At 40.0% G+C, this 14,839-nt stretch carries 16 protein-coding genes and 1 pseudogene; 5 read left to right on the top strand and 12 right to left on the bottom strand.

What is annotated here, in order from left to right; translation table 11 throughout:
* The first annotated feature begins 109 nt into the window (after positions 1-109).
* Genes exbB through INP95_RS04015 form a run of 3 tightly spaced genes read left to right on the top strand, consistent with a single transcriptional unit; the run spans position 110 to position 1,799 of the window.
* Positions 110-562, top strand: coding sequence for a TonB-system energizer ExbB (gene exbB / locus INP95_RS04025; protein WP_049365293.1), 453 nt, complete (start codon positions 110-112; stop codon positions 560-562).
* 2 nt (positions 563-564) lie between these two features.
* The gene (gene exbD / locus INP95_RS04020; RefSeq protein WP_049373578.1) at positions 565-1,002 is read left to right on the top strand and encodes a TonB system transport protein ExbD; all 438 of its coding nucleotides are present in this window, start codon (positions 565-567) and stop codon (positions 1,000-1,002) included.
* Positions 999-1,799 carry an energy transducer TonB gene (locus tag INP95_RS04015; RefSeq protein ID WP_197560945.1) on the top strand — a complete coding sequence of 267 codons (801 nt, stop codon included), beginning with the start codon at positions 999-1,001 and terminating at the stop codon, positions 1,797-1,799. Before exbD ends, INP95_RS04015 begins: the two co-directional genes overlap by 4 nt.
* Positions 1,800-1,849: 50 nt before the next feature.
* Here the strand turns inward: INP95_RS04015 and fis are convergent, their stop codons facing one another.
* From fis to menB, 11 genes and pseudogenes are all read right to left on the bottom strand, one after another.
* A complete protein-coding gene (fis, locus tag INP95_RS04010) occupies positions 1,850-2,149 on the bottom strand; it encodes a DNA-binding transcriptional regulator Fis (RefSeq protein WP_005696908.1) in 300 nt (99 codons plus the stop codon).
* Positions 2,143-3,123 carry a tRNA dihydrouridine synthase DusB gene (dusB, locus tag INP95_RS04005; RefSeq protein ID WP_197560944.1) on the bottom strand — a complete coding sequence of 327 codons (981 nt, stop codon included), beginning with the start codon at positions 3,121-3,123 and terminating at the stop codon, positions 2,143-2,145. The genes fis and dusB overlap by 7 nt, the downstream gene beginning before the upstream one ends.
* A 147-nt stretch (positions 3,124-3,270) precedes the next feature.
* The gene (gene prmA, locus INP95_RS04000; RefSeq protein ID WP_005696910.1) at positions 3,271-4,158 is read right to left on the bottom strand and encodes a 50S ribosomal protein L11 methyltransferase; all 888 of its coding nucleotides are present in this window, start codon (positions 4,156-4,158) and stop codon (positions 3,271-3,273) included.
* A 12-nt stretch (positions 4,159-4,170) separates the two neighbouring features.
* Positions 4,171-5,045: pseudogene (locus INP95_RS03995) on the bottom strand (EamA family transporter).
* A gap of 16 nt (positions 5,046-5,061) precedes the next feature.
* On the bottom strand, positions 5,062-6,486 hold the full coding sequence (panF, locus tag INP95_RS03990) for a sodium/pantothenate symporter (RefSeq protein WP_197560943.1): 1,425 nt from the start codon (positions 6,484-6,486) through the stop codon (positions 5,062-5,064).
* A complete protein-coding gene (locus tag INP95_RS03985) occupies positions 6,486-6,740 on the bottom strand; it encodes a YhdT family protein (protein ID WP_070591851.1) in 255 nt (84 codons plus the stop codon). Before INP95_RS03985 ends, panF begins: the two co-directional genes overlap by 1 nt.
* A 96-nt stretch (positions 6,741-6,836) precedes the next feature.
* Positions 6,837-8,183, bottom strand: a complete 1,347-nt coding sequence (accC, locus tag INP95_RS03980; protein ID WP_197560942.1) for an acetyl-CoA carboxylase biotin carboxylase subunit — start codon at positions 8,181-8,183, stop codon at positions 6,837-6,839.
* 60 nt (positions 8,184-8,243) lie between these two features.
* The gene (gene accB, locus INP95_RS03975) at positions 8,244-8,708 is read right to left on the bottom strand and encodes an acetyl-CoA carboxylase biotin carboxyl carrier protein (RefSeq protein ID WP_049368669.1); all 465 of its coding nucleotides are present in this window, start codon (positions 8,706-8,708) and stop codon (positions 8,244-8,246) included.
* Positions 8,709-8,869: 161 nt separating this feature from the next.
* Positions 8,870-9,322, bottom strand: a complete 453-nt coding sequence (gene aroQ, locus INP95_RS03970) for a type II 3-dehydroquinate dehydratase (protein ID WP_049368670.1) — start codon at positions 9,320-9,322, stop codon at positions 8,870-8,872.
* Between the two features lie 60 nt (positions 9,323-9,382).
* Entirely contained in the window at positions 9,383-10,372 is a 990-nt protein-coding gene (menC, locus tag INP95_RS03965) for an o-succinylbenzoate synthase (RefSeq protein WP_197560941.1), read from the bottom strand.
* A gap of 69 nt (positions 10,373-10,441) precedes the next feature.
* Positions 10,442-11,299 carry a 1,4-dihydroxy-2-naphthoyl-CoA synthase gene (gene menB, locus INP95_RS03960; RefSeq protein WP_005698319.1) on the bottom strand — a complete coding sequence of 286 codons (858 nt, stop codon included), beginning with the start codon at positions 11,297-11,299 and terminating at the stop codon, positions 10,442-10,444.
* Positions 11,300-11,451: 152 nt separating this feature from the next.
* On the opposite strand from menB, the gene INP95_RS03955 reads away from it, so the two are divergent.
* Positions 11,452-12,021 (top strand): DUF5358 domain-containing protein, encoded by a 570-nt coding sequence (locus INP95_RS03955; protein ID WP_080972310.1) that lies wholly within the window; start codon positions 11,452-11,454, stop codon positions 12,019-12,021.
* Between the two features lie 189 nt (positions 12,022-12,210).
* Positions 12,211-13,869, top strand: a complete 1,659-nt coding sequence (locus INP95_RS03950) for a phosphoglucomutase (protein ID WP_197560940.1) — start codon at positions 12,211-12,213, stop codon at positions 13,867-13,869.
* Positions 13,870-13,929: 60 nt separating this feature from the next.
* Here INP95_RS03950 and murQ read toward each other — a convergent pair whose 3' ends face one another.
* Positions 13,930-14,838 carry an N-acetylmuramic acid 6-phosphate etherase gene (gene murQ / locus INP95_RS03945; protein WP_197560939.1) on the bottom strand — a complete coding sequence of 303 codons (909 nt, stop codon included), beginning with the start codon at positions 14,836-14,838 and terminating at the stop codon, positions 13,930-13,932.
* Position 14,839 lies beyond the last annotated feature (1 nt).

Below are 14,839 nucleotides of genomic sequence, written 5' to 3'. Positions count from 1 at the left end.
TTCTAATTTATATTTACGCTCTATTTTCCATTTGATAGAATTCTCAATCTAATTGAAATTCATTATCAATTCATTTTGTATTCTTTATTACACATAAAAGGACTATCAGATGCCAAAACTTTTTGAGTTTTTAGAACAATATAGTGATTACATTATTATCGGGCTTTTACTTCTTATGAGCGTAATTATGCTTGCTACTGTAATTGAGCGCTTTATCTTTTTAAGCCGTATCAATGTCGCTAAATATTCCAATATCCATTCGCTTGAAATTGATTTAAATCGCAATATGACGATCATTTCAACAGTTGGTGCAAACGCACCTTATGTGGGCTTGTTAGGAACAGTAATTGGTATTTTGTTAACCTTCTATCAAATTGGTCAAGCTGGAGGTGATGTCGATGCTGGCGCAATCATGATGCACCTCTCTCTTGCATTAAAAGCAACCGCACTAGGTATTTTAGTCGCGATTCCATCTATGATGTTCTATAACGGCTTAGGTCGTAAAGTAGAAGTTAACTTATTGAAATGGAAAGTATTAAACGCTCAAAAAGATAAGGAATAATCGTGAAAAAATTTGATGAAATCAATATTATTCCTTTCATCGACATTATGTTGGTGCTATTAGCGATAGTGTTGATCACCGCATCCTTTATTTCTCAAGGAAAAATTCAAGTCAATGTGCCAAAAGCCAGTTCAACGGTTGCATTCAAATCAGATGAATTAGCCAAATTATTGACTGTGACGGCAGATAAACAACTTTATTTTAATGACAAACCTATCTCGCAAGAAGCACTTGAAAAAGAGATTGCAGGTTGGAATAAAGATCAGAAAGTGACATTAAAAATTGATGCAGAAGCCTCTTTCCAAGATTTTGTGACGATTACTGACATGTTATCGAAAAACGAAATTAAAAATGTCGCTATTGTTTCGATGAAAGATAAAGGCGCTTCGAGCAAAAATTCGCCAGCAGTGGGAGGCGTCGGAGTAGGGCATAAACAATGAACAGCCAACAAGCTAAACGATCACTATTAGGCTTGCTTATTTCTCTATTAATTCATGGTGCCATTGTAGGCGCATTGCTTTGGAACTGGCATAAGCCAAGTGAAGCCGCAAGTAATGCTACAGGTGAAATATCTACAACGATTTCGATGGAAATGATTCAAGGAATGCGAGTAGAAGAACAGGCTCCAGAGCCGGAACCTGAACCTCAACAGGCAGAACCGGAACCTGAAAAACAGGAAGTCGTCGCGGATCCAACGAAGAAACCAGAGCCTGAGAAGAAAAAAGAACCTGAGAAAAAGCCAGAAAAACCAATAGAAAAACCGAAACCAAAACCGAAAGAGAAGCCAAAAGAAAAACCTAAAAATGAGGTAAAAGCAGAGAAAGCGGTAGAAATGCCGAAGAGTTTACCGATTGGCGATAAGAATATTAATTCAACGGCTACGGCAAATTCTAAAGCAACGACTACAGGTCAACCTGGTACAAATGGCGTTCAAGGTGGCTCAGGTACCAATACGGATGAACTAAATGCTTATCGTGCGGCTATTCGACGTGAAATTGAACGGCACAAACGCTATCCTGCTCGTGCGAAGATGATGCGTAAACAAGGTATTGTGAGCGTGAGTTTTAGCGTAGGGACAGATGGTTCCTTATCAGGAGAACGAGTAACGAATTCCTCTGGAGATGAAAGCTTAGACAACGCAGCACTGGAAGCGGTGAGAAGTGCGAGACCTGTTGGTCCAAAACCAGCTGGATTTACCTCTTCAGTCAGTGTGCCAATTAGCTTCACCATTCAATAGATAAATAAAAAGGCGAACATCATGTTCGCCTTTTCTTTTGCTAATCTTAATTAGCCCATACCGTATTTTTTCAATTTCTTACGCAATGTACCACGGTTAATACCGAGCATGTTCGCTGCACGAGTTTGGTTACCGCGGGTGTATTGCATAATCATATCTAACATCGGGTGTTCAACTTCCGCTAATACTAATTCGTAAAGATCATTCACATCTTGACCATCTAATTGTGATAAGTAATTGCGTAAAGCTTGTTTTACTGAATCACGTAATGGTTTGTTTGTTACTTGTGATTGAGAGTTTAAAACTGAAACGGTTAACGCTTCAGACGGACTACGTTGTTGTTCTAACATTTTTCTTTATCCAAAATTGAATTTAAAAAATCTTCCAGCACAATTAACTGCTCTTTCGGTTCATTAATTGCGTTAAAAGTCTGTCTAAAAACGGAATCGGGTTGAATTCCCTGTAAATACCAAGCCACGTGCTTACGGGCTATTCGATAGCCTTTTTGCTCACCATAAAACTGATGAAGTTCCTGAATATGACGCAAAATATGACCGCACTTTTCACGCAAACTTGGAGTTTGAATTATCGAATCATGTTCCACTAAGGCCTCGACGGCTTGAAAAAGCCATGGATTGCCTAGTGCGGTACGACCGATCATTATTGCATCGGCACCTGTGTACTCAAGTACCTTTTTCGCTTTCGAGGCAGAATCAATATCACCATTCGCAATAACTGGAATTGAAATTGATTGTTTCACTGCTCGAATATTGTCGTATTCCGCTTCACCCTCAAATAAGCATTCTTTCGTCCGCCCGTGAATGGTTAAAGCTTGAATACCAGATTGTTCTGCAATTTTGCCGATTTGCACACAGTTTCGATTTGCTTTATCCCAACCTGTGCGAATTTTTAACGTCACAGGCACATCAACAGCATTCACCACTTCTTTTAAAATTTTTTCCACTAAATCAGGAAATTGAAGCAGTGCAGAGCCCGCTAATTTTCGATTTACTTTCTTTGCGGGACAACCAATATTGATGTCGATAATTTCAGCACCATAGGCTACATTAATTGCTGCAGCTTGGGCCATCTCTAAAGGATCAGAACCTGCGATTTGCACCGCATTTAATCCTAACTCTTCACTATGTGCTAAACGAAGTTTAGATTTCTCTGTATGCCAAACTTGTGGATTAGTGGACATCATCTCTGAAAACGTTAATCCCGCACCATAATGGGCACATAAACGTCGAAAAGGTTGATCCGTAATACCTGCCATGGGTGCCAATAAAATACGATTTTTTAATTCGTAAGAACCAATTCGCATTTTATGTTATCCCCAATTACAAGTCCTATCTCCAACAAGTCAGGCGACAATAGCAACCGACAAGGGGTGCTATATTACGCATTTTTCTTTTTTTTGCAAAGTGAAATTTGTTCAAAAAATGCACTTTTTTTAATTGACAAAAAGAAATTAAGCCGATTTTAATTTACCTGTAATACGGCACCATTCCTCTTTCACCGCAACAGGATCTAAATCAAAGGATTGTGCATAAGCATCGCATACCGATTGTGCTTGCGTTTCTAAAATGCCAGATAATCCAAGATCACCGCCCTCTTTCACTAATTGAGAAATAATCGGGTAAAGTTCTTTTAATGGACCCGCAAGAATATTCGCCACAACGACATCCGCTTTTAAATCTGCAGGTTTATCATCGGATAAGAAAAGCTGAAGACGATCTGCCACCCCATTTTGTTCCGCATTATTACGACTGGCGAGAATCGCCTGTGGATCGATATCAATACCAATCGCATTTTTTGCGCCTAATTTAAGGGCCGCAATAGCAAGAATTCCTGACCCACAACCAAAATCGATGACAGTTTTGCCTGTTAAATCTAAACCATCTAACCACTCTAAACAAAGTGCAGTTGTCGGGTGGGTACCTGTCCCGAAAGCTAAACCAGGATCAAGCATCACATTCACCGCATTTTGGTCCGGTACTTCACGCCAGCTTGGGCAAATCCATAAGCGTTTGCCAAATTGCATTGGGTGGAAGTTATCCATCCATTCACGTTCCCAGTCTTTATCCTCGATTTGCTCAATTTTGTAAGCCGTATTTTCATCTAGATGATGTGCTTGTTTTAGCAGGCTCACAATTTCATTCATATCCGTTTCTGCATCAAACAAGGCGATCACATCGGTATTTCCCCACAAACGTGTTTCGCCCGGAAGTGGTTCAAAAATCGGCGTATCTTGGCTATCCATAAATGTCACCGAAACTGAGCCAATTTCTTCTAAAAAGTCGCTAATTTTCTCGGCTTTTTCATTTGTACTATTTAAGCGAATTTGAATCCACGCCATCTTCTTTTCCTTTTAATTAATTTCTTTATGTAACCATTTCGGTAATAAACTTACGCCTAAGGCTGAAACCACAATAATGATAATCCCAAGCGCTGAAACAAGTGAAACCTCTTCGTTAAGTAATAATACCGCTAAAAAGACACCAAAAATCGGCTCAAGTGCGGTCAAAATTCCCGAGATTTTTGCATCTACTGAATTTAAGCCTTTATTCCATAACCAAAAGGCAAACCAACTGCATGCTACGCCAAGATAAATCAAACCGAAGAAACCAAGCCAGTTAAAATGGATATCCCAGTTTTCAGTCATCAATAAAGTAAATGGCAGCATGGTGATAGTTGCCAACACAATTGAAATGGATGTATAAGCTTGTGCTGAAACCGTTGCCACCACTTTTTTCGTCCAACGTAAACAACAAGCAAACACAATACTTGCCGCCACTACTAAGGAGCAACCCAATAAACTAATTTGACTTGAGCCTTCATTGCCCTGCCCACCTAAAATTAAAATGGCCACGCCTAAAAAAGCAAAAGCCCCACACACCCAATGATACCATTTAGCACGATCTTGAAAGAAAAATGCCCTATAAAAATTACACATAACGGCTCTAATCCAATCATGGTCGTTACGCTCGCCGCGCTCGTATATTTTAAGCCAATAAATTGCAGCAAAAAGGTGGCAGTATAATTAAAAAAACCTAACCACCAAAGCTGTTTTCGCATAGGTTTAGACACGCCTTTCCAACGACGAAAAAAGAGTGGCATCACAATAATCGCCGCCATGAATAAACGGGCTTGGATCATTAAAATAGTATCCATCATTGTGAACGTGTATTTAGCGGCTACAAAGGCACTACTCCAAATAAACAACGCTAGGATCTGGTAAATCATAAAGTGCGGTCCATTTTTACTGTTTTTTGGCGCCGAATTGGTTACCTAAAATGAAAGCAATCAAACCAAATACAAGTGCGGGTACAATGGCATTAAAACCAAATAATTTAATACCAAATTGAGTCAATAACACAAAACTACTCAATCCCACCACCATAGAGCTTATTGCACCGACAGCATTGGCTTTATCCCAATAAATGCCTAATACGATTACCCAAAGGAATGCGGCTTCTAATCCCCCAAAAGCAAACAAATTCAACCAAATAATCATATCAGGTGGATTGAGTGCTGCGAGAATTAGTAATGCCGATAAAATCAGTGTAATGACGGATGAAATACGGCTAATTCGTTTTTCATTCTTCGCCGCTTCTGGTTTGCTTGCAAGATATAAGTCTTTCACAAAGATTGAAGAGGATTGAATCAGTTGTGCATCGACTGTGGACATAATCGCAGACATCGGTGCGGCTAAGAAAATCCCTGCAACAATTGGCGGAAGCACTTCCAACATTAAGGTTGGAATGACTTTATCTGATACCGTTAAATCAGGTACAACCGCACGACCTAAGGCGCCCGCCAAGTGCATACCAAACATAATGACTGAAAGGACAATCGTCCCAATAAGCATGCCTCGATGTAAGGCTTTACTATCTTTGAAAGCCATGCAGCGGACTGCTGTATGCGGTAAACCAACCACACCAAAACAAACTAAAATCCAAAATGAGGCCATAAATTGAAAATCAAGCATCTCATTCGGACCGTAAGGGCTTATTAAACTCGGATCAATTTCAGTTAATTTATTGACCGCACTTTCTACACCACCGAGATGGTAAACAACCCCGACTAACAGCACGATTGTACCCAAAATCATTACCGTACCTTGAATCGTATCGGTTAATACGACCGCTCGGAAACCACCAATAAATGTATAAATGCCAACAGTTAAGGCAAAAATAAGTAACGCATGAGTATAAGGAATCCCTATCGTGGTTTCGAGCAATCTCGCCCCACCAATAAATTGCACAACCATGGCAGCAAAGAAGGCAAGCAACAATGCTAGACTGGAAATCCAAACGAGATATTTATTTTTATAACGATAGAGAAATAGATCATTGATGGTGAGTGCATTGGTTTCGCGAGAAAGTAATGCAAACTTTTTGCCCAATGCACCTAAGGCTAACCACACAGCTGGCACTTGGATCATGGCGAGTAATACCCAACCTAGCCCATATTTATAGGCAGCCCCTGGTCCACCAACAAAAGAACTCGCACTGGCATAAGTGGAAGCCGTTGTCATCGCAAGAACAAAGCCCGTCATGGAACGATTTCCCACATAATACTCGGTAAGGAAATCCCCTTTACTACGTTTTACATAAGCAAATAATGCTGCGCCAAAGATGAAGACTAAATAGATGACTAAGGGGAGAATAATACCTAAATTCATTATTTATTCTCCTTTGACTCAACATCTAGCGGGATATCTAAAAAGACAATTTTGACAATCCAATATCCAATGACAACAAACAAAATGGGTAAATAAATACAGGATAATTCAAACCATAACGGAAAACCTATCGGCCCAGGTGAGTCTTTGGGTAAATAAGCACAAATACACCATCCAATTACATAAAAAATAGCTAATCCTAATGCCCAGCGAGCTTCCTTAGCCGCTAGCTTATACCGTTGTGATAAATCCATTATGAACTCCCGTTAGAATACTTTAACGTCAATAATTATATTAAACGACAAACAAAAAAGGCAGAAATATTCTGCCTTTGCCTAGAAAATTATAAATTAATCATACATTCCTAATTTCTTCTCTAAATAGTGGATATTTGCGCCACCTTTTTGGAAGTTTTCATCTTCAAGAATGAGTTCATGAAGTGGGATATTGGTTTTGATACCATCAATGATCGTCTCTGATAATGCATTTTGCATACGACGGATTGCTACATCACGAGTATCACCGTATGTAATTAATTTTGCGATCATAGAATCATAATGCGGAGGAACGGTATAACCACCATACACATGAGAATCCCAACGAACGCCTAAACCACCTGGTGAGTGCAAGTGTACCACTTTACCTGGAGATGGTAAGAATGTTTTTGGATCTTCTGCATTGATACGACATTCAATTGCATGACCTTTCACTTTAATATCTTCTTGTTTATAAGAAAGTGGTAAACCAGCTGCAATACGCAATTGTTCTTTCACCAAATCCACACCAGTAATCATTTCTGTTACTGGATGCTCTACTTGAATACGAGTATTCATTTCGATGAAATAGAACTCACCATTTTCATATAAGAATTCAAATGTACCTGCACCGCGATAGCCAATTTCAACACAAGCCTTCGCACAACGAGAACCGATATCACGACGAACTTCTTCGGTAATACCTGGTGCTGGCGCTTCTTCTACAACTTTTTGGTGACGACGCTGCATTGAACAATCACGCTCAGCAAGATAGATTGCATTACCATGCGTATCAGCTAAAACTTGAATTTCAATATGGCGTGGATTTTCTAAATATTTTTCCATGTAAACCATATCATTGTTAAACGCTGCTTTTGCTTCTGCTTTTGTCATCGCAATGGATTCTTCAAGTGCATCTTCGCTACGTACCACGCGCATACCACGACCACCGCCACCACCAGACGCCTTGATAATAATTGGATAGCCAATACGTTTTGCAATCTCTTTATTTTTTGCGATATCGCTACCTACTGGACCATCAGAACCTGGAACACAAGGTACGCCCGCTTTTTTCATTGCCTTAATCGCAGAAACTTTATCACCCATTAAACGAATGACATCTGCTGTTGGACCGATAAAAGTAAAGCCTGAACGCTCAACTTGCTCTGCAAAATCTGCATTTTCAGAAAGGAATCCATAACCAGGGTGAATAGCATCCGCACCAGTTACTTCTGCAGCTGCAATAATAGCTGGAATATTTAAATAACTTTTTACAGATGGAGCAGGTCCAATACAGACTGTTTCATCTGCAAGTAACACGTGTTTTAAATCACGATCAGCGGTAGAGTGAACCGCCACAGTTTTAATGCCTAATTCTTTACAGGCACGTAAAATACGCAGTGCAATTTCACCACGGTTAGCAATCACAACTTTTTCTAACATAACAATTTCCACTTGTGTGAAAAAATGGCGAGAAAGCTCGCCATTTCAGATTGATAGGGATTATTCGATAACGATCAATGGTTGATCAAATTCAACCGCTTCGCCATCATTTACTAAGATTGCTTTTACCACACCAGCTTTATCTGCTTCGATACGGTTCATCATTTTCATTGCTTCAACGATACAAAGTGCATCGCCTACTTTGACTGTTTGTCCCACTTCTACGAAAGCTTTCGCTTCTGGGCTTGGGCTGCGATAGAATGTACCCACCATTGGTGAACGTACTTGGTGACCAGACACTTCAGCTGCAGGCGCTTCCGCAGGTGCAGCCGCTGCAGGTGCTGAGGCTGCTGCCGGAGCCGCAACCGGTGCGACTGGCGCCGCTGCATATTGAATTGCAGCAGGTGCAACAGCTGGTGCCGCACGACTAATACGTACTGTACCTTCTTCTTCTTGCACTTCTAATTCAGTGATACCCGATTCTTCTACTAATTCAATCAGTTTTTTGATTTTACGAATGTCCATACGTTCTTCCTAAAAATAATAATGAATTGTTAACCGCACTTTCAGAATTGATTTCCAAAGTGCGGTCATTTTGAAACCTGTTTTTTTGTGTCGGCAAGATTACCGCAAAATCATGAACTTTGCGATAAATTTCTGCGAAAATCTGTAAATTTTGTGAAATTTTATGCTTTTTTATTTAAAAAATCTAACGCAAATTGGAGAGCAAACTCATAGCCTTTTACACCTAAGCCACAAATCACACCTTCAGCCACATCACTAAAGTAAGAATGATGACGGAATGGCTCGCGTTTATGTACATTAGACAAATGAATTTCGACAAAAGGAATTGACACCGCAAGCAACGCATCGCGCAATGCAACACTGGTATGCGTATAAGCTGCCGGGTTAATTAAAATAAAATCCACTTTCTGAAAACTTTGATGAATCTTATTAATTAACTTTTCTTCGCTATTTGCTTGGAAACACTCCAAATTCACACCATGCTGCTCAGCAAGTTTACCCACATTTTCTTCAATGGCAGATAATGAAAGTGAACCATAATGTTTTGGTTCCCTTGCGCCCAACATATTCAAGTTCGGGCCATTTAACAGCAAAATATTGAATTTTTTTGACATTTTCACATCCTTTAACTTGTGCGAATTATAGCGATTTTTTGTGTAATGGTGGTCGTATCTCTAGATAATTTTGGTAATAAATTCTGAATTTAGATCAATTAACGGTAAATCTGAGCCCGGCCATGCTCGTAATACCTGATGTTGCATCAAATTCAATGTATCTAATCCAGGCATCACGTTAGGCGTATATTGCGCAGCGATACGAGCGAGTTGCGTCAATCCAAGGCTACTTTCAATACTCGAGCTGATCACCGCTTTTATGCCTAAGCTATGCGCTTGTGCAATCAGCTTTTGACAATCTTGCAGCGAGCCAATCAATGTTGGTTTAATCACAATGGCGCTTAAGTGAGGTTCTTTTTCTAAAAGAAAATCTGGCTCTCGCACACTTTCATCCCAAGCAATATTAATACCTGTTTGAGCAGCAAACTGGCGGCTTTCTTCACGGGTTTTACAAGGTTCTTCCAAAAATTGAATGCGAGAACGATGTTGTAGTTTTACTTTCTCCGCAAATTTTAACGCCTTTTCCAAGGTCCATTGACGATTCGCATCTAGACGTAATTGCAAATCAGGAATGGCTTCAAGAAACATATCCGTAATCAAGCCATCACGATTAGCTTCATACATGCCGACTTTAATTTTAGCGACTTTATCACCTGGCATTTGATTCAGTTCTGCATATAACTCATCAGGATCGCCATAGCACAACGGTGCCGTATGATAGTTACCTTCCTCATTTAAATAACGTTTCATCTCATCCATCGCTGTGCTAATACCGAAAGCAACAGAAGGATAACAACCATCAAGGGGGACTCTTGGTGCTTCACAACTTGCATGACACCAATTCGTCAGCCATTCAATAGCTTGCTCTTGCGCTTGCTCGATGGTTTCCTCGCTAAAACCAGGTAAAGGTGCAATTTCTCCCCATCCATCACGACTGCAAGCAACACGCACAATCAAGCCTTCACGGCGTTTTAAAAAACGTCCACGTAAAATCAACTGACTATCGACGGGAATAGAATAACGATAAAGATTAAATGATTTGGTTTCCATCTTATTCTCCTTGATGACAAAAGTGCGGTTAAAAACACACAGATTTCTAACCGCACTTTCATGTTCAAATTAAGGATTACGTCTGAATTTGCTGAAGTCTGGTGCGCGTTTTTCGTTAAACGCGTTACGACCTTCTTGACCTTCTTCAGTCATATAGAACAACATGGTTGCATTACCTGCGAGCTCTTGTAAACCTGATTGACCATCACAGTCTGCATTTAATGCGGCTTTTAAGCAACGTAATGCAATTGGGCTGTTACGTAACATTTCACGGCACCAACGCACAGTTTCTTTTTCTAAATCTGCATAAGGTACAACAGTATTCACTAAGCCCATATCTAATGCTTCTTGTGCATTATATTGACGGCATAAGAACCAAATTTCGCGGGCTTTTTTCTGCCCCACTAAACGTGCCATATAGCTTGCGCCCCAGCCACCATCAAATGAACCGACTTTAGGACCAGTTTGACCGAAAATCGCATTGTCTGCCGCAATAGTTAAATCACATAACATATGAAGTACGTGACCACCACCAATCGCATAACCTGCGACCATTGCCACCACTGGTTTTGGACAAGTACGAATATCACGTTGGAAATCCAATACATTTAAGTGATGCACACCGCTTTCATCTTTGTAACCGCCGTAGTCACCACGAATTTTTTGGTCACCACCAGAACAGAATGCTTTTTCGCCTTCACCGGTTAACACAATCACGCCAATTTTTTCATCGAAACGCGCGTTAGAAAAAGCATGGATCATTTCTTTGACTGTTTGCGGACGAAATGCATTACGCACTTCCGGACGGTTAATCGTGATTTTTGCAATACCATCAGTCGATTTGTGGAAACGGATATCAGTATAACCTTCGCTATGATCAACCCACTCAACTGGTGCATATAAAACATCATCTTTTGGATTTTGCATTGTTCTTTCCTTTATAAGTGTAAAAAGTGCGGTCATTATAGCGGAAGTTTTTTAGTTCGGGAAAGAAAATCACTTCTCAATTAGAGAATCACTTTACAATCAGATTGTTGTTGTTAAAATTTTGCCATTCTAGATGTTATAAGGAAATTTAAGTGAAAAAAATTATTTTTTTAAGCAGCATCATGTTATTGAATGCTTGTAGTTTATTTGGTTCATCACAATCAACTATTCCTGCTGAATTCGCACAAGCTGATTATCTCCTTTCAGATGAGAATGCGAAAGCATGGGCTACAGCAAGTAAACAAGCTGAGCAATGTATCTATCCAAATTTAACTCGTATTCAGCAACAACATTTTGCCAAAGAAGATAGCTATATTCATTCCCAATATGTCTTTTTCTATCCGTTAGAAAAAATCATCGGTGAAGATTATGTAAAAATGATTCAAAAAGATGAAAAATCGATGAATTATGCAACCTATCAATTTAAGAAATTCCGCGCAGAAATTGGTGATGTCGATGCATTAGAACCAAAAGCTTGCCAAATCTTACGTACTCAGGCAAAAGAAGACTTAGATGTGGTGAAAGGCCAGTATGTAAATGGCATGGTAGATGAAACGAAAAATGATGACGGCACATTGAAGAAAACGGGTGATGGTATTGCAACCAATCAAAACAAATTCTTCTTTGATATTATTAAATGGGGTTCTGCCCTTCTTCTCTAATTTTTATTATTTTATATAAATTTATATCACTCTCACGGCGTAAATATTTTTACGCCGTTTTTATATCAAGAGAAAACGGTTGCGATCAAAAAAAGCTTAAATTTTCAGTAAAAAAGCAAAATAGTCATTTAAATTAAAGTCATTTTCAGCTAGTCTAACAAGAATTAGTTTTTACAAGGAGAAAACATCATGACAACGCTTTTTGATATTGCACAAAACTGGTTAAATCAAGATCCTGATGCAGAAACTCACGCAGAATTAACCGCACTTTTAACGGCGGCGAAAAATGGTGATGAAAAAGCACAATCTGAATTACAAGCTCGCTTTAGTGGCCGTTTACAATTTGGTACTGCGGGGCTTCGTGGACCATTACAAGCAGGCCCTATGGGTATGAACCGTGTTTTAGTGGCACAAGCTGCGGGCGGTTTAGCAGATTATTTAAAAGATTACGACAAACAACCTTCCATCGTGATTGGTTACGATGGTCGTAAAAACTCTGATGTTTTCGCACGTGATACCGCTGAAATCATGGCGGGTGCAGGCGTGAAAGCTTATTTACTTCCACGTAAATTACCAACGCCAGTATTAGCTTACGCAATCCAATATTTTGATACCACCGCAGGTGTCATGGTGACTGCAAGTCACAACCCACCAGAAGATAATGGTTATAAAGTTTATTTGGGTAAAGCGAACGGCGGTGGCCAAATCGTTTCTCCTGCAGATAAAGATATCGCGGCATTAATCGACAAAGTAGCAGCAGGCAATGTAAAAGATTTACCACGTAGTCAAGATTATGTTGTGCTAGATGATGAAGTGGTTAACGCTTATATTGAAAAAACCGCTTCTCTTGCTAAAGAACCTCAAGCAGACATTAACTACGTTTATACCGCGATGCACGGTGTAGGCTATGAAGTATTAAGCAAAACCTTAACCAAAGCAGGTCTTCCACAACCTCATATTGTGGCTGAACAAGTATGGCCAGATGGCACATTCCCAACAGTAAACTTCCCTAACCCGGAAGAAAAAGGTGCATTAGATTTAGCCATTAAAGTAGCAAAAGAACACAATGCAGAATTCATTATTGCTAATGACCCAGATGCAGACCGTTTAGCGGTGGCTGTTCCAGATGCACAAGGTAACTGGAAATCTTTACACGGCAACGTAGTAGGCTGTTTCTTAGGTTGGTATTTAGCAAAACAATATCATGCAAAAGGTGAGAAAGGCGTATTAGCGTGTTCTTTAGTGTCTTCTCCTGCACTTGCTGAAATTGCGAAAAAATACGGCTTCCAATCAGAAGAAACCTTAACCGGTTTCAAATACATCGGTAAAGTTCAAGGCTTATTATTCGGTTTCGAAGAAGCGCTTGGTTACTTAGTAGACCCAGATAAAGTACGCGATAAAGACGGTATTTCAGCGGCGATCGTATTCTTAGATTTAGTGCGTCATTTAAAAGCACAAGGCAAAACCTTAGCGGATTATGCCAATGACTTCACACAAGAATTCGGTGCTTATGTAAGCGGCCAAATTTCTATCCGTGTAAGCGATTTATCTGAAATTGGTAAATTAATGACTGCACTTCGTAACACGCCTCCAGCTGAAGTAGGTGGTGTTAAAGTGGCACAATTCATCGACCACACTAAAACTGATCGCCAAAGCGACATCCTCGTATTCGTACTAGAAAACGGTAGCCGCTTAATCGTTCGCCCATCTGGTACTGAGCCAAAAATCAAGTTCTATCTTGATGCTCGCGGTAAAGATCCAAAAGACGCGGATCAAGTTTTAGCTCAATTTGATGAAGGCGTTCGCCAAATTCTGCGTCAAGATGCTTACGGCAAACAAGATTGCTAATTGAGCAAACTATTAAATAATAAAAAACGCTAGGTTTGATGCCTAGCGTTTTATTTTTGCTTATTTCAATGCAAGTTGTAACTTGCCCTGATGTTTTTCTAATAAAGCCTCTGCTTGAGCACGATCTAATCCACTCAGAATCATCATAATCGCTAATTTCGCATTTTGATCAGCCTGCTTTAATGTCTCTTCTGCGAGTGCTTTATCACAATCCGTGGCTTGCATGACGATACAAATGGCACGAGCTTTCAGCTTTTCGTTACTTGCCTGAACATCCACCATTAAGTTTTGATAGCATTTACCCATTAAGATCATAGAAGCCGTAGTCAGCATATTCAGTACTAATTTTTGTGCTGTGCCTGATTTTAAACGGCTCGAACCAGTCAGCACTTCAGGCCCTACTACTGTATCAATGGCAATATCCACAATATTCGCCATCGCTGAATTCGGATTACTTGCAATCGAAACAGTTACTGAACCTAGACTTTTCGCATATTCCAATGCACCGATCACATAAGGTGTTCGTCCACTTGCAGCAATACCCACCAACACATCTTTTGAGGAAAAGTGAATTGTTTGTAAGTCAACCACAGCTTGTGCTTTACTGTCTTCCGCCCCTTCAATTGGATGACGCAATGCGCGCTCGCCGCCTGCAATAATACCTTTCACCATTTCAGGTGACACGCCAAATGTTGGCGGGCATTCAGAGGCATCCAGTACGCCTAATCGACCACTGGTTCCAGCGCCAATATAGACTAATCGACCGCCTTGTTGAAATGCAGCTACGATACATTCGGCCGCTTGGGCAATTTGAGGTAAACATTTTTCAATTGCTAAAGGCACTTGTTTATCTTCCTCATTCATTAACTGCACAATTTCCAATGCAGACAAGCTATCTACATGCATGGAATTCGGATTCCGTTGTTCAGTAATTAAAGTTGAAAGGGTTTGTAATAAATTTTCTGCCATG

Source organism: Haemophilus parainfluenzae, assembly GCF_014931375.1.
In the GTDB taxonomy this organism is placed as follows: domain Bacteria; phylum Pseudomonadota; class Gammaproteobacteria; order Enterobacterales; family Pasteurellaceae; genus Haemophilus_D.
The sequence above is the reverse complement of the archived record's forward strand: the minus strand, read 5'-3'. Positions and strand labels throughout refer to the sequence as shown.